Consider the following 23,899-nt stretch of genomic DNA (forward strand, 5'->3'; position numbering starts at 1 on the left):
TCCCTAAGTAGTACGTAGTAGCAGCGCAGTACTACTGTGCCTTTACTGCCGCGGCATCTAAATTACCCCACAAGGATGACTTAGATGCCGTTTTCGTATACATTCTTCCCATGGCAAATTGCACACTTTGTAAAGATGATCTCAAGCCCGAAGAGGGCCAGTTGATTTGGCGTGGTGATGACTGTCGTGTCATCCTCGTAAATGATCCTGATCTGCCAGGTTTTTGCAGGGTGATCTGGAATCGACATGTCCCTGAGATGACAGATCTGAGCTATGGTGAGCGTGAGCACCTCATGACTTTAGTGTTTGCCGTAGAAGAGGCAATACGACACATCATGCATCCCGATAAGGTGAATGTTGCTTCACTAGGAAATATGGTTCCCCATATTCATTGGCATGTCATTCCGAGATATAAAGACGATGCTTTTTATCCCAGCACTGCTTGGTCTCAAAGAGTTCAAGAAACTCCCGCAGCTGTTTTAGAGGAGCGAAAAAGAAAAGCTGCCCAATTACCTGATGCAATTAAAGCGGAGATTGCTTCTTTAATTTAGGCTAGTTTTTTAAGCGCCTCGAGATATTTGTCTGGACTAAGCTGCCCACCGTCGCGCTGGGCTTCCCACATTACCTGCCCTAAGCATTCCATCATGAGGTGTTGTGCCTCGTGTTTTGAACCTGTTTTTTGAGTCAGTTTTTCAGCAATCTCACGAATACCTGGCGGCTGATTGATCGATATCTGTTCGCTAATCGAAAGGTGCATCGAAAGATGTAAGAAGGGGTTGGTTTCTCCCCGTTCTGGTGTGTAATCTTGCTCTAAAGCACCCTCAGGATCGGAGAGGATGGCATGGTATTCAGGATGTTCTGCCATCCAATCACTAGCCATAGTTTCCATGGAATCAAGAATGTGACCATCCGTTTTCTTCTTCCAAGTGTCGCAGAAAAAGCGTCGCACCTCTTCACGGGTTGGATTAAATATTGCCACGAACTTTTCCCTTGCCAGTTTTTTGTTTAAAGCTACACAGTGGCTCAACTATACATTGGGCGCAATCTGGATTGCGTGCTTTGCAAGTGTATCTGCCATGCAAAATAAGCCAATGATGGGCATCCAAAAGATATTCTTTTGGCACCCGTTTTAGTAATTGTTCTTCAACCTTCACCACATCTTTGCCCGGCGCTAAGCCGGTTCGATTCGACACCCTGAAGATATGAGTATCGACTGCAATAGTGGGCTGCCCAAATGCGGTATTCAGAATCACGTTTGCTGTTTTTCGGCCCACTCCTGGTAGGGCTTCTAATTCTTCCCGAGTTTGCGGCACTTCTCCAGCATGCTTATCTATTAACAAACGACAGGTCTCTTGAATATGCTTGCCCTTAGAATTAAATAAACCAATGTGCTGAATAAAGGGCCTTACCCCTTCCTCTCCCAAATCTAATAAGGCTTGTGGAGTGTTGGCAATCTTGAAAAGTTTGCGCGTACCTTTGTTGACTGAGACATCTGTTGCTTGTGCGGAGAGTAAAACGGCAATAAGTAACTCAAATGGGGAGTTGTACTCGAGTTCTGTGGTGGGTTTTGGATTATTGGCTTTGAGTTGCTCAAAAAAAGCTCGCCGTTTTTCTGGGTTCATCATTTTTGTTGTTGTGCCCGAGCAATAGCTGCAGCAATGATGGCGCGTTTGCGTTCCTGCTCTTGCTTTTCTGCATCCGATCTTGGCTGGTCAGCATTTACTGCTGCTAATTTTGCAGCTGCCTTTTTAGCTAAACGCTCATCGTTATCTTTTTTCTCTCTATCAAGACGTTGCTCTCGATCGTGATAGCGTTTACGCGAAATATCTGCCAGATCGCTTGACCATGCGTTCCAACCAGTTTGATCACCGGTGACATCAATCATGCTAATGCAATCGACTGGGCAGGGCGGAATACACAAATCACAACCAGTACACCATTCCGTGAGAACGACGTGCATTTGTTTGGAAGCTCCCACAATGGCATCAACTGGGCATGCCTGAATACATAAGGTGCAACCAATACATTTTTGTGGGTCGATGAAGGCTATGGGCCTAGGACGTTCTATGCCGCACTCAGGATCAATTGTGGGGTGCAGATCAAAGGCGTCTTGGGGATAGATTGGAGCCAGAATCCTGCTGAGCCTTTGAATACCTTCAACGCCTCCAGGAGGGCACCGATTTGGTAGTGCTTCACCGCTAGCGAGAGCTTCAGCATAGCCTCTGCAATCTGGATAGCCGCATTTCGTGCATTGGGTTTGAGGAAGGATATCCTCCAAGCGATCAGTAAGTTCGTTCGCTTGTGTGGTTTTCATTGCTGGGCGAATACATCAAAAAAGTGAGGGCCTTAGCCCCCACTCATTGGTATTTAGTTAGAGCCTTCTAAGCTAGGCGGTCTAGTGTGATTTCTTTTATTCACGACATGGTGGTCACGAATAAAGGATTTAATTTTTGGATACACCTTTTCGCGCCAGCGACGTCCAGAAAAAATACCATAATGTCCTGCACCAGCTACTTCATAGTGGTCTTTGTGTTCTTTAGGGATGCCAGAGCACAGGCCGTGCGCTGAGCGGGTTTGACCACTTCCGGAAATGTCATCTAGCTCACCTTCAACAGTAAGCAACGCAGTCTTTTGAATATCTTGTGGCTTCACGAGATCGCCTGCAACTGTCCAAGTGCCATTTGGCAAAGCATAGTCTTGGAACACCGTCTTGATCGTATCTAGATAAAACTTCGCATCTAAGTCTAATACGGCGTTGTATTCATCATAGAAACGAATATGTGCATCAGTGTCTTGCTCATCACCACGCACGAGGTTTTGGAAATAGTCCCAATGGGATTGCAAATGGTTTTGTGGGTTCATGGCAATAAAGCCAGTGTGTTGTAAGAAGCCTGGATAGACTTTGCGACCGGCGCCAGGATAAGATGGCGGCACTTTATAGATCACATGGCTTTCAAACCAGTCGTAAGACTTTTGCTCGGCCAAGTTGTTTACCGCTGTTGGTGATTTACGGGCGTCAATTGGGCCGCCCATCATGATCATCGAAGCTGGAGTTGCTTCGCCAGCAGAAGCCATGAGTGAGATAGCGCCCAATGTCGGAACTGTTGGCTGACAAACGGAGATCACATGCAAATCTTCTGCGCCAATGTGGCGGATAAATTCTTGGATGTAATGCACATAGTCATCGAGACCAAAGTCGCCATCTTCCAGTGGAACATTGCGCGCATCTATCCAGTCGGTGATATAGACCTTGTGATCTTGTAAAAGCGTGCGTACGGTATCGCGTAGCAAAGTGGCGTGGTGCCCGGACATTGGAGCAACTACCAATACAGAAGGATCATCTTTCAGTGCCTTGATGGTTTCAACATCATCAGAAAAGCGTTTAAAGCGCACTAAATTGCAGAATGGTTTTGAGAGCTTAGTGACCTCATGAATAGCAACCTCATGACCATGAGCCATTACAGAGCGAATACCAAATTCGGGTTTTTTGTAGCTCTTACCTAAGCGGTAGAGCAATTCATAGCTGGCAGCTAAACGTTCGGATCCCGGAACCTTAGATGCTGGGTTAGAGGCATTGATGAGCGCTTCAGAGGCGGCGCGTGCCCATGAACTCATGGGTTGAAGCAATGCTTTTTGGAACTCGTGTAACTGATATAGCATGGAACCTCCGGTAATTCTGTTAACCGCTTATGACACCTTGTTAGGCCAATACGCGGGCTATTGCTTTTACAACTTTATCAATATTTTTTGTGTTGAGCGCTGCAACACAAATACGTCCAGTGGAGAGGGCATAAATACCGTCTTCTTTCTGAAGGCGCTCAACTTGCTCAGCCGTTAAGCCTGAGTAAGAAAACATTCCGCGTTGCTCTTCGATGAATGAAAGATCTTCTTTCACACCAGCGGCAGAGAGTTTTTGAACTAGCTCATGACGCATTGTTTTGATACGAGTACGCATCTCAGCCAACTCATCTTCCCAAAGCTTACGAAGTTCTGGTGAAGTTAATACCGCTGCTGCAATTGCAGCACCATGAGTTGGCGGATTGGAATAGTTTGTGCGGATGACGCGCTTTAATTGTGACATCACACGAGCTGATTCCTCTTTGCTTTCAGTCACAATCGATAGGGCACCAACACGCTCACCATAAAGTGAGAACGATTTTGAGAAAGAACTGGAAACAAAGAAGGACATGCCGGATTCAGCAAAGAGGCGCACTGCCAGACCATCTTGTTCAATGCCTGCCGCAAAGCCTTGGTAAGCCATATCCAAGAAGGGAATCAGACCCTTCGCTTTGCAGATATCAATCACTTGACGCCATTGCGCTTCAGTAATGTCTGCACCAGTTGGGTTATGACAGCAGGCATGCAAAAGAACGGTGGTGTTCTTTGGGAAGGACTCTAAAGACTTCACCATGCCAGTGAAATCTACGCCGTGTGTCTTGCTATCAAAGTAGGTGTACTCAACAACCTCAAATCCAGCAGCCTCAAAAATACCGCGATGGTTTTCCCATGTTGGGTTGCTAATGGCGCAAGGTGCATTGAGGTTGAGGCGCTTAATAAAGTCTGCACCAACACGTAAGGCGCCTGTACCGCCGATACATTCAGCTGTGACAACGCGACCATCTTTGAGTAGTGCAGAGTTCGTACCAAACAAAAGATTTTGAACGGCGCTGTTGTAGGGATTTGGACCTTCGATTGGAATGTAGCCGCGAGGTGAATGCTTGGCAACAAGCTCCTCTTCTGCTTTAACCACTGCTTTTAGTAAAGGGATCTTGCCTTCGTCTGTGTAATACACACCAACACCAAGATTTACTTTGTCAGAACGTTGATCTGCAACGTAGGCTTCTGTGAGGCCAAAAATAGGGTCTTTAGGGGCTAACTGGACAGAGGTAAACAGGGTCATTGGGGTCAAAAAGGTGGTTTAGGGAGGGTTTTACTCGTAATTGACGTTAAATTGAGTTTAATTGTCTGTTTTTGAAGTCAGGATCAACTATTTCCAAATAAAAACGGCAAAATCATTGTTTGTACAAAATTCGCTGTGAAGACAACTCACAGATGAAATGATAGCCGAGATGCCCCCTAAGTCCCCCAAAATTGAACCAAATTCTGCGATAAAAGAAGAGCTCAAGAAACCCATGGCCGATCCCTTGGGTGAGGCGGGTCACGACCTTGATCCGGCTAAATTTGTCAGTTTTCCAGACTCGCCTTATCAGCTTTATCAGCCATTCCCACCAGCAGGGGATCAGCCAGGGGCGATTCAGGCCTTGGTCGAAGGGATTGAAGACGGCTTAACCTTCCAAACCCTCCTAGGTGTGACTGGGTCTGGAAAGACCTTCACTATGGCCAATGTGATCGCCAGGACTGGACGCCCAGCCATTATTTTTGCCCCAAATAAGACCTTGGCTGCTCAACTCTATAGTGAATTTAGGGAGTTTTTCCCTAGAAACGCGGTGGAGTACTTCGTCAGTTACTACGACTATTACCAGCCTGAGGCCTATGTTCCCCAGCGCGACCTCTTCATCGAAAAAGATTCATCGATTAATGAGCACATCGAGCAGATGCGCTTATCGGCAACCAAGAGTTTATTAGAGCGTCGTGACGTCATCATCGTAGCAACTGTTTCTGCAATCTACGGCATTGGAAATCCCGGTGATTACCACAGTATGGTGATGACACTTCGTCCAGGCGACAAAATGAGCCAACGCGATATTTTGATGCGCTTGATTGCGATGCAATACGACCGTAACGAAACCGATTTCAAGCGCGGTGTATTTCGGGTACGCGGTGACACGATTGATATTTTTCCAGCTGAGCATAATGAATTGGCTGTCCGCGTTGAATTATTTGATGACGTTGTCGAGAGTTTGCAATTCTTTGACCCGCTTACTGGCAAGATCCGTCAAAAGATTCCGCGCTTTACGGTATATCCAAGTTCGCACTATGTCACGCCACGCGAAACGGTTCTGAAGGCAATCGAAACGATTAAGACTGAATTGCGCACACGCTTAGATGAGTTTGTGAAGGATGGTAAGTTAGTAGAAGCGCAACGCTTAGAGCAGCGTACCCGCTTTGATCTGGAAATGCTCAATGAATTAGGTTTTTGCAAGGGGATTGAGAACTATTCCCGCCACCTATCAGGGGCTGCCCCCGGTGAGGCCCCACCTACCCTGGTGGACTATTTACCAAACGACGCCTTGATGTTCTTAGATGAGAGTCATGTCCTGATTGGACAGCTCAATGCGATGTATAACGGTGATAAATCGCGTAAACATACTTTGGTGGAATTTGGCTTCCGCTTGCCTTCAGCGATGGATAATCGCCCACTCAAATTTACAGAGTTCGAAACAAAGATGCGTCAAACTATTTTTGTTTCTGCAACTCCTGCTGATTACGAAAATACCCATCAAGGTCAAGTCGTTGAACAAGTAGCGCGACCAACTGGCTTGGTTGATCCAGAAATTGAAGTGCTACCTGCAAGCACGCAAGTAGATGATTTACTCGGTCAGATTCATGAACGTGTCAAAGTGGGTGAGCGTGTTTTAGTGACTGTACTGACGAAACGCATGGCTGAGCAGCTAACCGATTACCTTTCTGATAACGGCGTAAAGGTACGTTATGTCCACTCTGATATTGACACCGTTGAACGCGTAGAAATTTTGCGTGACCTGCGCTTGGGCGTATTCGATGTATTGGTAGGCATTAACTTGCTACGTGAAGGTTTGGACATTCCGGAGGTATCTTTGGTAGCCATCTTGGATGCTGATAAAGAAGGCTTCTTGCGTTCTGAGCGTAGCTTGATCCAAACAATTGGTCGCGCAGCCCGCAATGTACGCGGTAAAGCCATTTTGTACGCTGATCGGATTACCGATTCCATGAAACGCGCCATGGGCGAGACTGAAAGACGCCGTACCAAGCAAATTGCCTTCAATAAGCTCCACGGCATAGAGCCCAAAGGGGTGCAAAAGCGCATTAAGGACATTATTGATGGCGTCTATGACGTCAAGGAGAAGCGCCAGGAGATGCAGGTCGAGCAGGAGCGGGCGCGCTATGAGGATATGAGTGAGAAGGACCTAGCGGGTGAAATCAAGCGTCTAGAGAAGCAAATGAATGCCGAAGCCAAGAATTTGGAGTTTGAGAAGGCCGCCAGCACCCGTGATCGCCTCACTAAGGTCAAGGAAATGGCCTTTGGGGCTCGTTCCCGGGACTCTATAGGCTGATTTTCTGGATTCCATCAGGGTTATTTGGGATAATTCCCGAGCAGTTTGCTGGGTCATATGGTAAAGTTGAGTGGAATGGTCGGGTATTACCCACCTGACTGTTAGCTGTCCATAACAATCCATTACCAAGGTGACATATGAGACTTACCACTAAAGGCCGTTTTGCAGTAACCGCAATGATCGATTTAGCCCTGCGCGAAGCGCATGGTCCTGTAACTTTGGCTGGAATTAGCCAGAGACAAAAGATCTCCCTTTCCTATCTAGAGCAATTGTTCGGCAAATTACGCCGCTTCAATATTGTTGAGAGCACTCGCGGACCTGGGGGTGGATACACCCTAGCGCGTAAATCTGACGAAATCAGTGTGGCTGACATTATTGTGGCGGTTGATGAGCCATTAGACGCCACTCAATGCGGCGGAAAAGGCAATTGTCATAGCGATGAAGATCAACACGGTCACTGTATGACTCATGATCTCTGGAGTAATCTCAATCTCAAAATGGTTGAGTACTTAAGCTCGGTGAGTTTGCGTGACTTAGTGCAACAGCAAGAAGGGCGCGCAGTAGTCATTCAGGATATGCGTCAAAAGAAAATCAAAGTTGAAAGTAGTAAGGCTACAAAGACAGCCCCAGCACTTGCAGCGAAAAAAGAAGTTCCCGCTAAGGCGCCGCTAGTGAATTCTGTATTTAATCTGGCGCGCCAAAGTTAATAGAAGTTATTCAACAATAAGTAAATCATGAACGCACCACAAGACCTGCCACAGCAACCGGTTCCGATGTTTAGTCCTAAGCACTTTCCCGTGTATATGGACTATTCAGCTACTACCCCAATTGATCCTCGGGTCGTCGACAAAATGTTGCCGTACTTGCGTGAGCAATTTGGTAATGCTGCTTCTCGTAGTCATGCCTACGGCTGGGCTGCTGAAGAGGCTGTCGAGTGGGCGCGTTCAGAGGTTGCCCAACTTGTACATGCCGATCCAAGAGAGATCGTTTTTACTAGTGGCGCTACCGAGAGTATTAATTTGGCCCTCAAGGGTGCTGCGCATTTTTACAAAGATCGTGGCAATCACATCATTACCGTTAAAACTGAGCACAAGGCTACTTTAGATACTTGCCGTGAGCTTGAGCGTGAAGGCTATGAAGTGACCTATTTGGATGTATTACCAAACGGCTTGATTGATTTTGCGCAGCTAGAAGCGGCGATGAAGCCTGGCACGATTTTGGCCTCAGTAATGTATGTCAATAATGAAATCGGTGTAGTGCAAGACATACCTCGCATCGGCGACTTATGTCGCTCACGTAACGTGATTTTTCATGTCGATGCAGCACAAGCCACTGGCAAGGTAGAAATCGATCTCGAAAAAATCAAAGTTGATTTAATGAGTTTTTCTGCCCACAAGACTTATGGTCCAAAAGGTATTGGCGCCTTGTTTGTGCGTCGCAAGCCCCGTATTCGTATCGAAGCTCAAATTCATGGTGGTGGTCATGAGCGCGGTATGCGCTCTGGCACTTTGGCGGTTCACCAGATCGTCGGTATGGGTGAAGCATTTCGCATTGCTCGCATTGAGATGGCTGAAGAAAATAAGCGCATTCGTGCACTGCGCGATCGTTTGTTGAATGGCTTAAAAGATATTGAAGAAGTCTATGTCAACGGCGATATGGACCATCGTGTTCCCCATAACCTCAACATTAGCTTTAACTATGTTGAAGGGGAATCTATGTTGATGGCACTCAAGGACTTGGCAATTTCTTCCGGTTCAGCTTGTACATCTGCGTCTCTAGAGCCTTCTTATGTATTGCGTGCTTTAGGTCGTAATGATGAATTGGCTCACAGTTCAATCCGTTTTACTCTTGGCCGCTTTACCACTGAAGAGGAAGTAGATTTCACGATCAAGTTGGTAAAAGAGAAGATTGCTAAGTTGCGTGAGCTTTCACCACTGTGGGAAATGTTTAAAGACGGAATCGACTTAAGCACGATTCAATGGGCTGCACACTAAAAGATATAGAGAAATTAAAGAGGAAATACCATGGCATATAGCGACAAAGTCATCGATCATTATGAAAACCCCCGTAACGTTGGCTCCTTCGAAAAGGGTGACGATAGTGTTGGCACTGGGATGGTTGGCGCGCCAGCTTGCGGCGACGTCATGAAACTACAAATCCGCGTAAATGACCAAGGTGTGATTGAAGATGCTAAGTTCAAGACTTACGGTTGTGGTTCTGCAATTGCATCTTCTTCACTGGTTACCGAGTGGGTTAAAGGAAAAACTTTAGATCAGGCTTTGGAGATTAAGAATTCTTTAATTGCTGAAGAGTTGGCATTGCCCCCTGTAAAAATTCACTGCTCAATCTTGGCAGAAGATGCTATCAAAGCAGCAGTCGCTGATTACAAAGAAAAGCATCCTGCACAATAATCATGTCAATTACCTTAACTGACAAAGCAGCTGCACACGTGAAGCGCAACCTTGAGAAGCGCGGCAAGGGGTGTGGCTTACGTTTGGGTGTTCGCACTACGGGTTGCTCTGGTTTAGCTTATCAATTGGAGTATGTTGATGAGCCCGCAGCAGAAGATCAAGCATTTGAATCTAATGGCGTCAAAGTGTTTGTTGATCCAAAAAGTTTGGCCTATTTGGACGGCACCGAGTTGGATTTTGTACGTGAGGGTTTGAATGAGGGCTTTAAGTTTCAAAACCCAAATGTAAAAGACGAGTGTGGTTGTGGCGAATCCTTCCGCGTCTGACGATTACTTTCGCTTCTTTGGCCTAAATCAGCAATTCAAAATCGACTTAGCTGCCTTAGATCAGGCTTATCTGGCAATCCAGAAAGAAGTTCATCCCGATCGTCATGCTCAGGGTAGTGATGCTGAGCAGCGCTTGTCGATGCAGATGGCAACTTTAGCGAATACTGCCTTTCAGACTCTCAAAAATCCTATTCAGCGCGGCCTCTACATCTGCCAACTACACGGGGTTGATGCCAAGCTCGAAACCAATACCGCGATGCCAGCAGCCTTCCTCATGAAGCAAATGGAATGGCGTGAAAACCTTGATGAGCAAGCAGAGGATCTACCGGCCTTGGAAAATCTGATGGCAGAGGTAGAAGTTGCCAAGGAAGATACTTTGGCAGAAATTACCCAGGCCATCGATGGCGCTAAAAATTATCAGCGTGCTGCCGAACTATTGAGAGGCTTACTCTTTATTGATAAGTTCGCTATTGAGCTTGATGATGCTATTGCAGCACTAGCCTGAATTACACTCGAGTTCTTATGGCCTTATTACAAATTTCTGAACCCGGTAAGTCTCTTGCGCCCCATCAGCGTCGCATTGCCGTGGGGATCGATTTAGGGACTACCAATTCTTTGGTGGCCATCGTGCGCGATGCCTTGCCTAAAGTGCTGCCGGATTCCCAAGGAAGAGAGCTGCTCCCATCCGTAGTGCGTTATCTGCCAAACGGCAGAACTCAGGCTGGTTTTGAAGCACTTGAGAGCGTGGTGATAGATCCTAAAAATACGATTGTTTCAGTGAAGCGATTCATGGGCCGTGGTGTGCAAGACGTAGAACATATTGAAAGCACGCCCTACGATTTTGTTGATCAGCCTGGCATGCTAAAGCTAAAAACAGTGGCTGGTGAAAAGAGTCCGATTGAGGTTTCAGCGGAGATCTTGGCACGCTTACGTCAGCTAGCTGAAGACTCTGTCTCAGATGATATTGTGGGCGCAGTGATTACTGTGCCTGCATATTTTGATGATGCACAACGTCAAGCAACTAAAGATGCTGCCAAGCTAGCTGGTATTGAAGTGCTTCGCCTGCTCAATGAGCCAACAGCAGCTGCTATTGCCTATGGTTTAGATAATGCCTCTGAGGGTGTTTACGCTGTATATGATCTAGGCGGTGGCACCTTTGATATCTCCATTCTGAGAATGAGTAGAGGTGTGTTTGAAGTGCTCTCGACTGGTGGAGACTCAGCCTTAGGCGGCGATGATTTTGATCATCGTCTTTACTGCTGGGTCATTGAGCAAGCTAAATTGCCCCCCTTATCCATTCATGATCACAGCAAACTGCTGCAAGCCTGCAAACAGGCTAAAGAGTCACTCAGTCACAACCCCTTAGCGCGTGTTCATGAAACGCTTGCTGACGGTACTGTAGTGAATGTCGGTGTGAGCCAGGCTCAATTCTTTGAGATCACTCAAAACTTAGTTGCGAAGACCCTCACAGCTTGTAAAAAAGCTTTGCGTGATGCCGGCTTGAAGTCTGAAGATATTAAAGGTGTCGTGATGGTAGGTGGTTCTACTCGCATGCCGAATGTGCAGAGGGCTGTTGGAGAGTTGTTTGGAACTAAGCCGCTCAACAATCTCAATCCTGATCAAGTAGTTGCGCTGGGCGCGGCAATGCAGGCTGACCTCCTTGCGGGTAATCAAAGCAAGGATGATCAGTGGCTCTTGTTAGATGTCATCCCACTGTCTCTTGGTCTGGAAACCATGGGCGGCTTGGTGGAAAAAATTATTCCACGCAATACGCCCATTCCGGTTGCTAGAGCGCAAGACTTTACGACTTTCAAAGACGGTCAAACCGCATTGGCGGTTCAAGTAGTGCAGGGTGAACGTGAACTGGCGCAAGACTGCCGCTCTTTGGGGAGATTTGAGTTGCGCGGTATTCCGGCGATGGCCGCTGGCGCTGCAAGAATTCGGGTAACGTTTCAGGTGGATGCAGATGGTCTATTGTCTGTAAGTGCGATAGAGCAAGGCTCTGGCGTCCAAGCATCGATTGATATTAAGCCCTCCTATGGATTAACGGATAGCGAGATTACTCGCATGTTGCAAGATGGTTTTGCAGCGGCAAAAGAAGATTTACTCGCAAGATCATTGAGAGAAGAACAAGTCAATGCTCAACGGTTGCTGGATGCAGTGCAAACTGCAATGGCTAGTGACCGAAATCTTCTCAGTGCAGCAGAGCAAGAGGTGATTGATCATGAGATGGCCGCTTTGCAAAAGATTCTGAATGAAGAGACTGATAGTGCGGTAGTTCGCAAGGCGGTTGATCATGCTGCTAAAGCAACCGATGACTTTGCGCAAATGCGTATGAATGCCACCATACAGAAAGCATTGTCTGGTAAAAATGTTGCTGAGATTTAAATCCTAAAGAAAATCAAAAAGAATCATGACCCAAATCGTTGTATTACCCCATAGTGAATATTGCCCAGAAGGGGCGGTAGTAGAGGCTGCACCTGGCACATCGATTTGTGAGGCCTTGCTAGAGAATGACATTCCGATTGAGCATGCCTGCGATATGGTCTGCGCCTGCACTACTTGCCACGTAATCGTGAAAGAGGGCTATCAGAGTCTAAATCCCCCCGATGAGAATGAAGAGGACTTACTTGATCGAGCTTGGGGTCTTAATCCCCAATCACGTTTATCGTGCCAAGCGATTGTTGCTAGGGAGAATCTGGTGATTGAGATACCGAAATATTCCATAAACCATGCCAAAGAGAATCATTAATGCACCAAATTAAAGCATTACCGCTCAATTTGATGCAAAGTCCTGTCATAGCTTTGTCATAGAGGACTAAGATGAACTTGTAGTTTGTTCTTTAAGTAGTACCTCCAAAAATCTCTTTCAAGCCATCCTTCGGGATGGCTTTTCTTTATTGCGCTATTGCTTCCCGAATCATGCCTGCTGCAACTGTATGGTTGGTTGCTTCATCGATCAAGATAAATGCACCAGTGCGTGGTGATTGATCGAATAGGTCTGCAACGATGGGCTTTTGCAAAATAAAATCGACTCTTCCAATTTCATTGGTAGAGAGAGCCTGAACATCGCTTGCATGTGAGAGAGTTTGGACATCCAATACTTTCTGGATATTTTTGACTTTTGCCCCAACTGTATTAGTAGTATGACGCAAAGCATATTTACGGCTTAATGAGAGCGGCTCACTATCAAGCCAGCACAAATCTGCTGATAGTTGTTTGCTCAGTACTGGTGGTTTGCTATCTTCCGCGCTAATAAATAGTGATCCACGGGAGACGTCGATATCCTCAGACAGTTGAATTGCAACCGCTTGCCCAGTTTGTGCAGAATCAACAGCATTATTACCATTGGTTTGCTCATGACTGGCACGATTGCCTAAGTAAATCTCAGCAACAGTAGCCTCTGAGTCAGCAGGTAATACCTTAATCTTTTGACCCTTACGAATCGAGCCAGATTCAATTTCACCAAGGTAGCCTCGGAAATCATCTGACGCACTGCCGTCTTGACGGGCTACATATTGCACGGGGAAACGGAGAGCGAGTTTTTCAGATTCAGGGCTAGTATCAAGACTTTCCAACCACTCAAGCAGGGTTGGGCCTTTATACCAAGGAGTATTTTTACTGGCAGTAACGACATTAGCGCCAAGCAATGCAGAAATCGGAATCAAACTTGGTTTAGGTAAGCCAATCTTTTGGGTGAGATCTTCAATTGAAGTCTTGATGGTGTTAAAGACTTTTTCATCAAAATCAAATAAGTCCATCTTGTTGATGGCAAAGACTACATGACGGAGTCCCAATAGATGAACAATCGCTGCATGACGTTTAGTTTGCGCTAACAAGGTTGCTGGAGTGGTATTAAGGTCAACGCGGGTTGCGTCAACCAAGATCACAGCCACATCGGATTGCGATGCGCCAGTAACCAGGTTGCGGGTATATTGCTCATGGCCTGGGGCATCAGCAACAATAAATTTACGCTTTGGGGTTGAGAAATAGCGGTAAGCCACATCAATGGTGATACCTTGCTCGCGCTCAGCCTCAAGACCATCCGTCAAGAGGGCTAAATCAACGCCGGCGTCAGATGACGTTACACGAGCATGCTTGGTTTTGGAAAGAGATTCCAGTTGATCTACCAAAATAGACTTAGTGTCATACAGTAAGCGGCCGATGAGTGTACTTTTGCCATCATCGACGCTACCAGCAGTAATGAAGCGCACAACGTTTTGATTTTGATTGGTAGTCATCAGAAGTAACCTTCTTTCTTGCGGCGCTCCATGGAGGCCTCATTCGTTTGGTCATCCATGCGGGTTGCGCCACGTTCGGTAATTTCAGTAATTGCAGTCTCGGCAATAATTTCGAGTGGGTTGGCTGCAGTGCTCAATACCGGGCAGGTGCAGCTAATATCCCCAACAGTCCGGAAGCGCACACTGAGAATCTCGCTAATATCGCCAGGGGCTTTTGGTGTCACATCGGTCACAGGCACTAAAAGATTGTTCTTCTTCACGACTTCACGTTGATGGGTGTAGTAGATGCTTGGAAGTTCAAGCTTTTCTCGGGCAATGTATTGCCAGATATCGAGTTCTGTCCAATTGGAGATTGGGAATACACGCATGTTCTCGCCTTTGGCGATGCGAGCGTTGTAAAGATTCCAGAGTTCAGGGCGCTGTGCCTTAGGATCCCATTGACCAAATTCATCGCGGAAGGAGAAGATGCGCTCTTTGGCGCGAGCTTTTTCTTCATCGCGACGAGCACCACCCATCAGAGCATCAAATTCATGTTCGGCAATGGCTTCTAGCAAAGTCACTGCTTGTGCGGCATTGCGTGAGTCAGTTTCTTTGCGTAATCGCACAGTACCCTTTTTGATGGAGCCCTCAACGTGACCAACAATCAGCTTTACACCGGTCTTTTCAACTACGGCATCGCGATAAGCGATGACTTCAGGGTAGTTATGACCAGTATCGATATGCAATATTGGAAATGGCAGCTTCACAGGCCGATCACCAAATTGAAAAGCCTTACGTGCTAGATGAAACATGACGATAGAGTCTTTGCCACCCGAGAAGAGCATGGCTGGGTTGGAGCACTGTGCTACTACTTCACGAATGATATAGATCGACTCAGATTCAAGCCAATCTAAATGATCATCCAGTAATTTTTGTTCTGACATTCTGTAAATAGTTTCTGCTAAGTTTTAATGGTGAATGAATTATTGATTGACGTGCAAGCCACATTCTTTGCTATCGCTTTGTAGCCACCACCAGCGGCCAGCACGAATATCTTCATCCTTCTTCACCTGACGAGTGCAGGGCTCACAGCCAATGCTGGGATAACCCTTCAAGTGCAGCGGATGGATCGGCACATCTTCTTGTTGGATATAGGCCCAAATATCGGCCTCACTCCAATCAAATAAAGGATTGAACTTCGCTATTCCTCTAGCATCATCTAATTCTTCTAAATTGAGTTCGGTGCGAGTGGTTGATTGCTCGCGGCGTTGGCCAGTGATCCAGGCATCGGCACCAAGTAACGCTGCATTCAGTGGTTTGATCTTGCGTGCACCACAGCATGCTTTCTTAGCTTCTTCACCATCATAAAAACCATTCATGCCATATTGATCTACAAAGGCTTGTACATCGGAATCTTGAGGATAAACTTTTTCAATGCTGACGCCATAATGATTTTCAGTCGTTCTAACCATATCCACAGTTTCTTGATGAAGGCGGCCGGTCGCTAATGTGAATAACTTAATCTTGGCGCTAGCCTTAGCAATAGCATCGGTAATCACCATGTCTTCTGCAGCGAGACTGGTTGCAAAGCGAACATCAGAGAAGCGTGAGGAAATGTCAGCTAAACGCTGCTTTAAAACGGCAGACTTTTCCGCAAGCTGATCTGGCGTTAGGGTGCTTGGTGGAATTGACCAAAATTCTGGGGTAATCATGAGGAAACTAACTTAATTCCAACTAAAAATAAGGTTGCAGCCAGTGTTGTTCTGGTCACTTTTTCTGAAAGCGTGCTTGAGAGTTTCGCGCCAAGCCAGATTGCTGGTACCGATCCAATTAATAAACCAAACAGTAAATCAAAGTGAACATTTCCGAGCCACCAGTGTCCCAATCCAGCTAATGCAGTGAGAGGAACCGCATAGGCAATATCAGTGCCAGCAACTTGCGCAGGTTTTAAGTAAGGATAGAGGACTAATATCAAGGTTGCACCAATTGCACCTGCGCCAATGGAGGAAACTGTTACCAAGACACCAATCACCGCCCCAACAATAATGGTCGCTGCTTTCAAGTTTGTGCCGCTTGGTAAAAAACTAGGATTTTCTTGCACCCATTTCAAAATTTTTGCTCTGAAAAGTAGGGAGCCTGCAGTGAGTAATACAGAGATACCAATGGAAATGCTAATGATGTGATTGAAATTCTTAGAAACGGGGCCTATAAATTTCAAAGCCACGATAGAGATGATTGCGGTTGTTAGGCTACCCATGCAAAGCAGACGAACAATATCCCAGCGAACATTTCCATGAAGCCGATGTGCTGCTGTACCAAAACCTTTGGTAATTGCAGCAAATGCCAAATCAGTGCCAACCGCAGTAGTCGGCGCAACTCCAAAAATAATGGTCAGCAATGGCGTCATCAGGGATCCACCCCCAACACCAGTCATGCCAACCAAGAGGCCAACAAGCGCGCCAGAAATAATGAATTGAGAGGAGTCTATAAAAAATTGAATCATGATCTTTTTTCCTGTTTATGCGAATGACTGTTCGAATTCTTCGAGCTTGATGGCATTCATCAGAAAAAGAATTTGGCGTTGAAAGTTTTTGCGTTCTGCGACTTTGTCATGAGGCAGACGATCATGCTCCCTTAATAGTTGGGTAATGACAGGGTTGTAATGCTCACGGACCGGGGACATTGAAATTCCTTGGTAATTATCTTGTTAGGATCAATGTACCAAGGGGTCTATATATCCACAAGGAATATATAGCGATATCTAAATTACTTTAAGGTATATAAGGTAATTACTTCTCTACAAAGGCTCGTTCAAAGACGTAGTCACCCAAGTGACCAAGGCTTGGAGAGACCTTAAAGCCCTTGGCATCGAGCATTTCAGAGGTTTCTTTAAGCATGGATGGGCTGCCACAGATCATTGCACGGTCCACTGCTGGATCAAGTGGTGGCAAGCCAATATCTTTAAAGAGTTGACCAGTTTCAATCGCAGTAGTGAGTCGGCCGGTGTGTTTGAAGGCTTCGCGTGTCACCGTTGGGTAGTAGATCAGTTTTTCACGAATGAGTTCACCAAGATACTCATCTTGAGTAAGTTCATCTCTGATGTAGTCGGCATAAGCCAATTCGCTTACTAAGCGCACGCCATGAATCAAAACTACCTTTTCAAATTTCTCATAAGTCTCCGGATCGCGGATGATGCTCATGAAAGGCGCCAAGCCAGTGCCAGTACTAAATAGGTAGAGATGCTTTCCTGGATTTAAATCATCCAATACCAATGTGCCAACAGACTTTTCGCTTACCAAGATAGGGTCGCCAACTTGAATCTTCTGGAGACGAGATGTCAGTGGACCGTCTTGAACCTTAATGCTCAAGAATTCCAAATGTTCTTCATAGTTAGGGCTGGCAACGCTATAGGCGCGCACTAATGGTTTGCCGTCAACTTCAAGACCAATCATCAAGAAGTGGCCACTACGAAAACGCAGCCCTTTATTACGGGTGGTGGTAAAGCTAAAGAGGGTGTCATTCCAGTGGTGAACAGTCAGAACGGTTTCGGTGTGATATGCGGCCATAAATGCGTATGAGTTAAGAAAGGCAAAACCGTGATTATCCCATTCTTAGGGAGTGATTTCAGGACTAATCCCCTGAAAAATAGGACTCTGTAGTGATATAGATCAGACTTTTAGTAATAAAGAGAGGATTTAGAAAAGATGGCTTGTTCTTTGGCTATCATCTAGATATGACAAGAATCCAGTACCTATTGCTCTCTATTTTTAGCTTCGGCTTGGTGGTTTTCGCTTTGATCTTGCAGCAGACTGGCTATCAAGGAGTCAGTTTTTTGCCTTGCCCTCTATGTATTTTGCAAAGGGTTGGCTATCTTGGGATTGCATTTTCTTGCTTGTTGGCAGCCGGGATCACTCCTTTAAGAAAGCTTTTTCATAGTCTTGCTGCTTTGTCGGCGGCAGGTGGGCTCTTGCTAGCAGCTCGTCAAGTTTGGCTTTTATCTCACCCAGAGAGCTCTTGCGGTGTTGATCCGCTGGAAACTTGGATTAATCAATTTCAGTTAGTGCAAAACTTGCCATGGTTATTTAAAGCGGATGGTTTATGTTCTGCACAGCTCCCAGCCATTTTAGGCCTGCAGGTACCTGAGTGGTCATTGTTGTGGTTTGCTGTTTTCTTATTGGTATTGTTGGTTACCTTCTTTAGGAAGCCTTAGCTTATAAAAGATTTGATTCTCGGCAAACGACTGCCCTCAATTTCGGATCAATAAAAAAGCACCCTAGGGTGCTTTTATTTTTATTCTTCTTCGCGACGTAAGTGAGGGAAGAGGATGACATCACGAATATTAGGGGCATCGGTCAGCAGCATCACTAAGCGATCAATACCAATACCGCAACCACCGGTTGGAGGCATGCCGTACTCGAGGGCACGGATGAAGTCATGATCAAAGTACATTGCTTCTTCGTCACCAGCTTCTTTTTGCTCTACCTGTTTGCGAAAGCGATTGGCTTGATCTTCTGCATCATTAAGTTCTGAGAAGCCATTGGCAATCTCGCGACCTGTGATAAATAATTCGAAGCGCTCTGTAATACCAGGGCGGGTATCTGACTCTCTAGCAAGTGGGCTCACTTCAATTGGATAGTCAATGATGTAGGTTGGCTCCCAAAGATGCTCTTCAGCAACCAATTCAAATAAAGCAAGTTGCAGGGCACCGATACCTGCGTTCTTGAGTGTTGGGGCATCTGGATTCTCGCCACCTTTTTTCAATTCAGCGCGAATGAAGTTAGCATCATCTAATTGAGCCACTTCGTAGTTCTTGCCGGACTGACCGCAATACTTGAGAATTGCTTCATTAATCGTTAGGCGCTGGAATGGCTTGCTTAAATCCAGTTCACGACCTTGATGGGTCAACACTGCGGTACCTTGCGCATCAATCGCTGCTGCACGAATCAAACCTTCTGTGAAGTCCATCAACCAACGGTAATCTGTATAGGCTGCATAGAATTCCATCATGGTGAATTCTGGATTGTGACGTGGGCTCACACCTTCGTTGCGGAAGTTGCGGTTGATTTCAAAGACGCGTTCAAAACCACCGACTACCAAACGCTTGAGGTAGAGTTCCGGCGCGATACGCAAGAACATTTGCATGTCGAGTGCGTTGTGGTGGGTAATGAACGGCTTAGCTGCTGCGCCACCTGGAATGGGGTGGAGCATGGGGGTTTCGACTTCCATGAAGTCGGCGTCAAGCATATGGCGACGTAATGAAGCGATGGCATTGCTGCGGGCTTTAAAAGTATTGCGACTCTCTGGATTCACAATGAGGTCTACATAACGCTGACGATATTTCGTCTCAAGATCAGATAGGCCATGGAATTTATCTGGCAAAGGACGCAACGACTTACTCAACAAACGCAAATTGCTGCACTCAACGGAGAGCTCGCCTTTATTGGTCTTAAAGAGATTACCTTCGGCCGAAATAAAGTCGCCCATATCCCAGTGCTTAAATGCACCGTGGGTATCGGCACCACTAAGTTCATCGCTGATGTAGAACTGAATTTGACCACTGCGATCTTGAATGGTGGCAAAGCTTGCCTTACCCATCACGCGTTTGAGTACCATACGGCCAGCCACCTTTACATGAACTTTCTTCGCAGCCAGTTCTTCTTTGGTGAGGCTGTCAAAGTGCGTATGCAAATCTGCTGCTAAATGGGTCGGCACAAAATCATTCGGAAAGGCAACCCCGTTCTCGCGTAACTTGGCCAGTTTTTCACGACGCTCTGCAATGATGTGATTTTCATCCACCGCTTCTGTAGCTGGTGTAGTGCCTAAATTGATTTTATCGTTCATATAGATAGGTAATTAAACGCCTTGCTTCAGGCTGGCTTCGATAAAGGCATCGAGATCTCCATCCAATACTTTTTGGGTATTCGAGATCTCGACGTTGGTACGTAAATCTTTAATGCGACTTTGATCTAAAACATAAGAACGGATTTGATGACCCCAGCCTACATCCGTTTTGCTTGCTTCTAATTTGTCTTGTTCGGCACGACGCTTTTGCATCTCATGTTCGTATAAGCGTGACTTGAGCATGGTCATGGCTTCTGCACGGTTACGGTGTTGGCTACGGTCGTTTTGACACTGCACCACAATACCTGTTGGGATGTGGGTGAGACGTACTGCTGAGTCAGTTTTGTTGATGTGCTGACCACCAGCACCTGAAGCGCGATAGGTATCGGTGCGGATATCGGCAGGATTGACTTCAATTTCAATCGAGTCATCAATCTCTGGATAAACATAGATCGATGCAAAAGAGGTGTGGCGACCATTAGAGGAATCAAACGGGGATTTGCGCACCAAGCGATGTACGCCAGTCTCGGAGCGAAGGTGTCCGTAAGCATATTCACCATCTACTTTGATGGTAGCGCTCTTGATACCTGCAACATCACCATCAGATTCTTCTAGGATTTCAGTTTTGTAGCCCTTACGTTCGCAATACTTGAGATATTGGCGATACAGCATGCTAGCCCAATCGCAGGCTTCTGTACCGCCAGCACCTGCTTGAATATCAATAAAGCAATTACAGGAGTCCATCTCATTGTGAAACATGCGGCGGAACTCAAGATCGTTAATGATCTTGCTGTAGGTTTCAACATCTAACTCAATCGCAGCAATCGTATCGAAATCACCTTCTTCTTTAGCCATATCAAAGAGCTCGAGAGCGCTGGTGATATTAGTATTTAAATCAGTGAGAGTAGCAACCACGCCATCAAGCAATTTCTTTTCTTTGCCGAGGGCTTGCGCTTTCTTTTGATCATCCCAAATAGTGGGATCTTCTAGTATCGAGTTGACTTCAGTAAGGCGACGTGACTTTACGTCGAAGTCAAAGATACCCCCGAAGAGCTTGCTCACGGGTGAGCAGATCGGACAAGGTATTTGAAATAGTGTTTAGTTGTTCAGCTTCCATCCCCTAATTATAAGGGGGTTATTGCACTCTACTTGGAGATTGCGGGGCTCTCGTCATGTGCCTCAATCATGAGTTGGATACGGGCCTGTCCTTGGTAGCGATCGGTCACTAGCCGATAAGCCAGTTTGGCTTTAGCTGGCAGGCTTTGGGTACGATTGAACCAAACCCCGGTGATTGGCTTGTTGCCAGGATTCCCGCCAATTGGCCGGAGCATCAGACGCAGGTGCTTTTCTTTCATGAGGCTTTGTTGGGCAATCTCAAACTCTCCATAAAACACTGGCTGCGGAAAGCCTTGGCCCCAGATTTCTTCGGCAAGAAGATCGGCAATTTCAGGAGTGAACTCAGAAGCTTCTAGGGCGCCATCATGAGCATGGCGCCGCTCTAGTAATTCATCATTCAAGAGGCTGCTTGCTACTTCCTGAAAACAAGCATCAAACTTATCAAAATCACTTTTGCGTATAGTTAAGCCGGCTGCCATTGCGTGGCCACCAAACTTCAAAATGAGACCAGGTTCACGTTTAGAAACTAAATCTAAAGCATCGCGCAAATGAAATCCTGTTAATGATCTGCCTGACCCACGTAGCTCCTCACCTGTATTGCCATCAGCTGGAGCAAAGACAATGGCAGGGCGATTGAAGCGCTCTTTTAGGCGTGAGGCCACAATGCCAACCACCCCTTGATGCCATTCTGGATTCCAAAGGCAGATGCTGGTGCGCTGTGCAATGGTTCCAGCCAATTGATCTTCAGCAAGGTGCGCAAGTGCTGCTTCTTGCATACCGGTTTCAATGACCCGCCGTTCGCGATTAATGCGATCTAGTTCTTGGGCCAGCGTCATCGCTTCTTCAGCGTTATCTGTCAGTAGTAAACGTATCCCTAAAGTCATATCCGCTAAGCGCCCAGCAGCATTAAGGCGGGGGCCAATGGCAAAGCCCAAGTCAAAGGCATTGGCCTTACGAGGATCTCGTCCTGCAGCCTGGAATAAGGCTTGTATACCGGGCTGTGAAACTCCGGCCCGTATTCGTTTTAAGCCATTAGAGACCAACACGCGATTATTGCGATCTAGTTGGGCAACGTCGGCAACAGTGCCTAAGGCAACGAGATCTAATAAGTTTTCAACTTTAGGTTGTGTTTCGTTGGTAAATTTTCCACGCTGACGTAGTTCGGCACGCAAAGCAACTAAGAGATAAAACATCACGCCAACCCCAGCAAGTGCCTTGCTTGGAAAACTACAGCCAGGTTGGTTGGGATTGACGATAGCGGTCGCATTTGGAAGGCGATCACCGGGTAGATGATGATCAGTCACAATCACTTCCATACCAAGCGCGCGAGCACGGTCGACACCAGCTTCACTAGCAATGCCGTTATCAACAGTAATCAGATATTTGGGTTTGGGGATTTGTTGTGCGGCAAGCTCAACTACTTCAGGTGTTAAGCCATAACCCATCGTAAAGCGATTCGGTACCAGAAACTGAATGGGAGTTTCTGCTCCACCAAGCATCCGTAGGCCACGCAGACCTACTGCGCAAGCAGTAGCACCGTCACAGTCATAGTCTGCAACGATGAGCATAGGCTCTTTACGCTCCAGGATATCTGCTAATAAGCTCGCTGTGTTGAGGCAATTCTTGAGCTCGGTGGGAGAGATGAGGTTTTTTAATTCGAGCGAGAGCTCCTCAGGAGACTCCAGGCCTCGAGCCGCATAAAGTCTGGCGAGTAGTGGATGCAAACCGCTTTGCTCTAACCAGCTTGCCGTACGCTCTGAGAATGGTCGTTGTGAGAAAAGACTCATGAGGAAATGATCTCTTGCCAAGTCAGAGGTTCTGCTTTTTTCCAGAATGCCCAAGATTTTTTATTCAGGTCTTTGATGGTGAAGCGACGTTGACGAACTTTTCCATTGGGAAAATCGATGATCAGCAGCTCATCTAATTCGTTATTGAGTAATGCTGAGCTTAATGATGGCCAGATTGTTTCTGCTTGCTCTAGCCAGGCAAACGCACCCGCCAGATCATGACCGCTCAATTGATTTGAGTGGGGAATGTTTAATATCCTTGCCAGACCAGCAAGCAGAGGGTGTGGCCCATAGAGATGACATGATGCTTTGAGCACTTCGGGGGTTTGCACATCATTCAATTTACCAATACCGCTAATCCATAAAGAATTAATACTCGGCATGCCGCGCTGTTCACGTTCTTCATTTACTGAGCCAATATGCCAAAGCATTTGGATTTCATTTTGGAGTTTGCGCCAGCGCTTTGCGATGCCCGTCTCATTCGTATCTCGTGGCATCCACCAATCAATATTGCGACCGTGGGCTTGATCAACGCTGTAACTATCCAAACTGGCAAACGGACCTGCTGGAATAAACCAGTAGTTCTGCCCTTTAAATAGAATCGGATTTTCAAAATCTTCTTCAATAAAAGGTAAGGCAGCTTTGAGGAGCTCAGATGATTCAGTTGCTGTCAGATCTATCTGGTTTTGTCCCATCAAAATCAGGTGATCGCGTGTAGGGTGTAAATGAACGGGCTGCAAGCAAGCAATGACTTCATCTGGATTAATGGTTTCTGTACTTTGCCCTAAAAGCAGGACTGGTGCGATCGGCACTAGATTCCCCAGTAAGAAACGCTCATGTGGCAGTCCTTTGACCGGACGATCCTCTAACGTAGACTCTTCATCGATGTCATAGGCATCCTCCCCTGGCAACATCAGGGTAAAGCGCCGTGGTTTGCTTTGGGCGCTTTGAGGGGAGGTGGAATTTGCAGTCATTCCCCTGATT

The 23,899-nt window shown here is 46.5% G+C and carries 25 protein-coding genes; 10 read left to right on the forward strand and 15 right to left on the reverse strand.

All coding sequences use genetic code 11. The annotated features are described in order from the left end of the window. Nucleotides 1-110 precede the first annotated feature (110 nt). Complete coding sequence (locus tag IEN92_RS05820) at nucleotides 111-551, forward strand: HIT family protein (protein ID WP_215375671.1); 441 nt, start codon at nucleotides 111-113, stop codon at nucleotides 549-551. Here the strand turns inward: IEN92_RS05820 and IEN92_RS05825 are convergent. Genes IEN92_RS05825 through IEN92_RS05845 form a run of 5 tightly spaced genes read right to left on the reverse strand, consistent with a single transcriptional unit; the run spans nucleotide 548 to nucleotide 4,900 of the window. Next, complete coding sequence (locus IEN92_RS05825) at nucleotides 548-979, reverse strand: DUF1841 family protein (RefSeq protein ID WP_251366774.1); 432 nt, start codon at nucleotides 977-979, stop codon at nucleotides 548-550. The two genes, IEN92_RS05820 and IEN92_RS05825, sit on opposite strands and share 4 nt — an antisense overlap. Next, on the reverse strand, nucleotides 966-1,622 hold the full coding sequence (gene nth / locus IEN92_RS05830; RefSeq protein WP_216162240.1) for an endonuclease III: 657 nt from the start codon (nucleotides 1,620-1,622) through the stop codon (nucleotides 966-968). The genes IEN92_RS05825 and nth overlap by 14 nt, the downstream gene beginning before the upstream one ends. Next, nucleotides 1,622-2,314, reverse strand: a complete 693-nt coding sequence (gene rsxB / locus IEN92_RS05835) for an electron transport complex subunit RsxB (protein ID WP_216161507.1) — start codon at nucleotides 2,312-2,314, stop codon at nucleotides 1,622-1,624. The genes nth and rsxB overlap by 1 nt, the downstream gene beginning before the upstream one ends. 53 nt (nucleotides 2,315-2,367) lie before the next feature. Then, nucleotides 2,368-3,660 (reverse strand): polyhydroxyalkanoate depolymerase, encoded by a 1,293-nt coding sequence (locus IEN92_RS05840; protein ID WP_216161510.1) that lies wholly within the window; start codon nucleotides 3,658-3,660, stop codon nucleotides 2,368-2,370. Nucleotides 3,661-3,700: 40 nt separating this feature from the next. Further along, nucleotides 3,701-4,900 carry an amino acid aminotransferase gene (locus IEN92_RS05845; protein WP_216161513.1) on the reverse strand — a complete coding sequence of 400 codons (1,200 nt, stop codon included), beginning with the start codon at nucleotides 4,898-4,900 and terminating at the stop codon, nucleotides 3,701-3,703. Nucleotides 4,901-5,132: 232 nt separating this feature from the next. Here IEN92_RS05845 and uvrB point away from each other — a divergent pair, with 232 nt between their 5' ends. From uvrB to fdx, 8 genes are all read left to right on the forward strand, one after another. Beyond that, nucleotides 5,133-7,214 carry an excinuclease ABC subunit UvrB gene (uvrB, locus tag IEN92_RS05850; protein ID WP_215376786.1) on the forward strand — a complete coding sequence of 694 codons (2,082 nt, stop codon included), beginning with the start codon at nucleotides 5,133-5,135 and terminating at the stop codon, nucleotides 7,212-7,214. Between the two features lie 137 nt (nucleotides 7,215-7,351). Further along, nucleotides 7,352-7,921, forward strand: coding sequence for a Fe-S cluster assembly transcription factor (locus IEN92_RS05855; protein WP_216161515.1), 570 nt, complete (start codon nucleotides 7,352-7,354; stop codon nucleotides 7,919-7,921). 27 nt (nucleotides 7,922-7,948) lie between these two features. Then, nucleotides 7,949-9,208, forward strand: coding sequence for an IscS subfamily cysteine desulfurase (locus IEN92_RS05860; protein ID WP_370623874.1), 1,260 nt, complete (start codon nucleotides 7,949-7,951; stop codon nucleotides 9,206-9,208). 30 nt (nucleotides 9,209-9,238) lie between these two features. Next, complete coding sequence (gene iscU, locus IEN92_RS05865) at nucleotides 9,239-9,625, forward strand: Fe-S cluster assembly scaffold IscU (protein WP_215375685.1); 387 nt, start codon at nucleotides 9,239-9,241, stop codon at nucleotides 9,623-9,625. A gap of 2 nt (nucleotides 9,626-9,627) precedes the next feature. Then, complete coding sequence (iscA, locus tag IEN92_RS05870; RefSeq protein ID WP_215375688.1) at nucleotides 9,628-9,951, forward strand: iron-sulfur cluster assembly protein IscA; 324 nt, start codon at nucleotides 9,628-9,630, stop codon at nucleotides 9,949-9,951. After that, complete coding sequence (hscB, locus tag IEN92_RS05875; RefSeq protein ID WP_216161518.1) at nucleotides 9,929-10,456, forward strand: Fe-S protein assembly co-chaperone HscB; 528 nt, start codon at nucleotides 9,929-9,931, stop codon at nucleotides 10,454-10,456. Before iscA ends, hscB begins: the two co-directional genes overlap by 23 nt. Before the next feature lie 17 nt (nucleotides 10,457-10,473). Continuing rightward, nucleotides 10,474-12,339 (forward strand): Fe-S protein assembly chaperone HscA, encoded by a 1,866-nt coding sequence (gene hscA, locus IEN92_RS05880; RefSeq protein WP_216161520.1) that lies wholly within the window; start codon nucleotides 10,474-10,476, stop codon nucleotides 12,337-12,339. A 25-nt stretch (nucleotides 12,340-12,364) separates the two neighbouring features. Then, complete coding sequence (gene fdx, locus IEN92_RS05885) at nucleotides 12,365-12,703, forward strand: ISC system 2Fe-2S type ferredoxin (RefSeq protein ID WP_215375696.1); 339 nt, start codon at nucleotides 12,365-12,367, stop codon at nucleotides 12,701-12,703. A gap of 145 nt (nucleotides 12,704-12,848) precedes the next feature. Here fdx and IEN92_RS05890 read toward each other — a convergent pair whose 3' ends face one another. From IEN92_RS05890 to IEN92_RS05915, 6 genes are all read right to left on the reverse strand, one after another. Then, entirely contained in the window at nucleotides 12,849-14,192 is a 1,344-nt protein-coding gene (locus tag IEN92_RS05890; RefSeq protein WP_216161523.1) for a sulfate adenylyltransferase subunit 1, read from the reverse strand. After that, nucleotides 14,192-15,115: a sulfate adenylyltransferase subunit CysD gene (gene cysD, locus IEN92_RS05895; protein WP_216161526.1), complete on the reverse strand. Its 924-nt coding sequence runs from the start codon at nucleotides 15,113-15,115 to the stop codon at nucleotides 14,192-14,194. Before cysD ends, IEN92_RS05890 begins: the two co-directional genes overlap by 1 nt. Nucleotides 15,116-15,154: 39 nt before the next feature. Then, on the reverse strand, nucleotides 15,155-15,883 hold the full coding sequence (locus IEN92_RS05900; protein WP_216161528.1) for a phosphoadenylyl-sulfate reductase: 729 nt from the start codon (nucleotides 15,881-15,883) through the stop codon (nucleotides 15,155-15,157). Then, nucleotides 15,880-16,674 (reverse strand): sulfite exporter TauE/SafE family protein, encoded by a 795-nt coding sequence (locus IEN92_RS05905; protein ID WP_215375706.1) that lies wholly within the window; start codon nucleotides 16,672-16,674, stop codon nucleotides 15,880-15,882. The genes IEN92_RS05900 and IEN92_RS05905 overlap by 4 nt, the downstream gene beginning before the upstream one ends. A 15-nt stretch (nucleotides 16,675-16,689) precedes the next feature. Then, complete coding sequence (locus tag IEN92_RS05910; RefSeq protein WP_215375708.1) at nucleotides 16,690-16,854, reverse strand: hypothetical protein; 165 nt, start codon at nucleotides 16,852-16,854, stop codon at nucleotides 16,690-16,692. Nucleotides 16,855-16,960: 106 nt separating this feature from the next. Further along, complete coding sequence (locus IEN92_RS05915; RefSeq protein WP_216161531.1) at nucleotides 16,961-17,737, reverse strand: ferredoxin--NADP reductase; 777 nt, start codon at nucleotides 17,735-17,737, stop codon at nucleotides 16,961-16,963. 167 nt (nucleotides 17,738-17,904) lie between these two features. Between IEN92_RS05915 and IEN92_RS05920 the strand changes: the two genes are divergently transcribed. Continuing rightward, nucleotides 17,905-18,381, forward strand: coding sequence for a disulfide bond formation protein B (locus tag IEN92_RS05920; protein WP_216161534.1), 477 nt, complete (start codon nucleotides 17,905-17,907; stop codon nucleotides 18,379-18,381). A gap of 80 nt (nucleotides 18,382-18,461) precedes the next feature. Here the strand turns inward: IEN92_RS05920 and lysS are convergent, their stop codons facing one another. The 4 genes from lysS to IEN92_RS05940 all read right to left on the reverse strand — a co-directional run bounded on the left by lysS (nucleotide 18,462) and on the right by IEN92_RS05940 (nucleotide 23,889). Then, nucleotides 18,462-20,012 (reverse strand): lysine--tRNA ligase, encoded by a 1,551-nt coding sequence (gene lysS, locus IEN92_RS05925; protein ID WP_216161537.1) that lies wholly within the window; start codon nucleotides 20,010-20,012, stop codon nucleotides 18,462-18,464. A 12-nt stretch (nucleotides 20,013-20,024) separates the two neighbouring features. Then, a protein-coding gene (gene prfB / locus IEN92_RS05930) for a peptide chain release factor 2 (RefSeq protein ID WP_216161540.1) occupies nucleotides 20,025-21,129 on the reverse strand; the annotation gives its coding sequence in 2 pieces (ribosomal slippage) (nucleotides 20,025-21,056 and nucleotides 21,058-21,129; 1,104 coding nt in all). A 28-nt stretch (nucleotides 21,130-21,157) separates the two neighbouring features. Then, nucleotides 21,158-22,915 carry a single-stranded-DNA-specific exonuclease RecJ gene (gene recJ, locus IEN92_RS05935; RefSeq protein ID WP_216161543.1) on the reverse strand — a complete coding sequence of 586 codons (1,758 nt, stop codon included), beginning with the start codon at nucleotides 22,913-22,915 and terminating at the stop codon, nucleotides 21,158-21,160. Then, on the reverse strand, nucleotides 22,912-23,889 hold the full coding sequence (locus IEN92_RS05940; protein WP_255539774.1) for a hypothetical protein: 978 nt from the start codon (nucleotides 23,887-23,889) through the stop codon (nucleotides 22,912-22,914). The genes recJ and IEN92_RS05940 overlap by 4 nt, the downstream gene beginning before the upstream one ends. Between the last annotated feature and the right edge of the window lie 10 nt (nucleotides 23,890-23,899).

The sequence above is a fragment of the Polynucleobacter sp. MWH-Creno-3A4 genome, assembly GCF_018881885.1.
Taxonomy (GTDB): Bacteria; Pseudomonadota; Gammaproteobacteria; order Burkholderiales; family Burkholderiaceae; genus Polynucleobacter.

Excerpts from the sequence above, each read along its gene's own strand:
- IEN92_RS05845 (WP_216161513.1), bottom strand. The coding sequence starts at position 4,900 with ATGACCCTGTTTACCTCTGTCCAGTTAGCCCCTAAAGACCCTATTTTT.
- nth (WP_216162240.1), bottom strand. The coding sequence starts at position 1,622 with ATGAACCCAGAAAAACGGCGAGCTTTTTTTGAGCAACTCAAAGCCAAT.
- iscU (WP_215375685.1), top strand. The coding sequence starts at position 9,239 with ATGGCATATAGCGACAAAGTCATCGATCATTATGAAAACCCCCGTAAC.
- IEN92_RS05820 (WP_215375671.1), top strand. The coding sequence starts at position 111 with ATGGCAAATTGCACACTTTGTAAAGATGATCTCAAGCCCGAAGAGGGC.
- uvrB (WP_215376786.1), top strand. The coding sequence starts at position 5,133 with ATGGCCGATCCCTTGGGTGAGGCGGGTCACGACCTTGATCCGGCTAAA.
- IEN92_RS05890 (WP_216161523.1), bottom strand. The coding sequence starts at position 14,192 with ATGACTACCAATCAAAATCAAAACGTTGTGCGCTTCATTACTGCTGGT.
- IEN92_RS05910 (WP_215375708.1), bottom strand. The coding sequence starts at position 16,854 with ATGTCCCCGGTCCGTGAGCATTACAACCCTGTCATTACCCAACTATTA.
- IEN92_RS05905 (WP_215375706.1), bottom strand. The coding sequence starts at position 16,674 with ATGATTCAATTTTTTATAGACTCCTCTCAATTCATTATTTCTGGCGCG.
- IEN92_RS05860 (WP_370623874.1), top strand. The coding sequence starts at position 7,949 with ATGAACGCACCACAAGACCTGCCACAGCAACCGGTTCCGATGTTTAGT.
- IEN92_RS05940 (WP_255539774.1), bottom strand. The coding sequence starts at position 23,889 with ATGACTGCAAATTCCACCTCCCCTCAAAGCGCCCAAAGCAAACCACGG.
- IEN92_RS05915 (WP_216161531.1), bottom strand. The coding sequence starts at position 17,737 with ATGGCCGCATATCACACCGAAACCGTTCTGACTGTTCACCACTGGAAT.
- iscA (WP_215375688.1), top strand. The coding sequence starts at position 9,628 with ATGTCAATTACCTTAACTGACAAAGCAGCTGCACACGTGAAGCGCAAC.
- lysS (WP_216161537.1), bottom strand. The coding sequence starts at position 20,012 with ATGAACGATAAAATCAATTTAGGCACTACACCAGCTACAGAAGCGGTG.
- cysD (WP_216161526.1), bottom strand. The coding sequence starts at position 15,115 with ATGTCAGAACAAAAATTACTGGATGATCATTTAGATTGGCTTGAATCT.
- recJ (WP_216161543.1), bottom strand. The coding sequence starts at position 22,915 with ATGAGTCTTTTCTCACAACGACCATTCTCAGAGCGTACGGCAAGCTGG.
- rsxB (WP_216161507.1), bottom strand. The coding sequence starts at position 2,314 with ATGAAAACCACACAAGCGAACGAACTTACTGATCGCTTGGAGGATATC.
- fdx (WP_215375696.1), top strand. The coding sequence starts at position 12,365 with ATGACCCAAATCGTTGTATTACCCCATAGTGAATATTGCCCAGAAGGG.
- hscA (WP_216161520.1), top strand. The coding sequence starts at position 10,474 with ATGGCCTTATTACAAATTTCTGAACCCGGTAAGTCTCTTGCGCCCCAT.
- IEN92_RS05840 (WP_216161510.1), bottom strand. The coding sequence starts at position 3,660 with ATGCTATATCAGTTACACGAGTTCCAAAAAGCATTGCTTCAACCCATG.
- IEN92_RS05855 (WP_216161515.1), top strand. The coding sequence starts at position 7,352 with ATGAGACTTACCACTAAAGGCCGTTTTGCAGTAACCGCAATGATCGAT.
- IEN92_RS05920 (WP_216161534.1), top strand. The coding sequence starts at position 17,905 with ATGACAAGAATCCAGTACCTATTGCTCTCTATTTTTAGCTTCGGCTTG.
- IEN92_RS05900 (WP_216161528.1), bottom strand. The coding sequence starts at position 15,883 with ATGATTACCCCAGAATTTTGGTCAATTCCACCAAGCACCCTAACGCCA.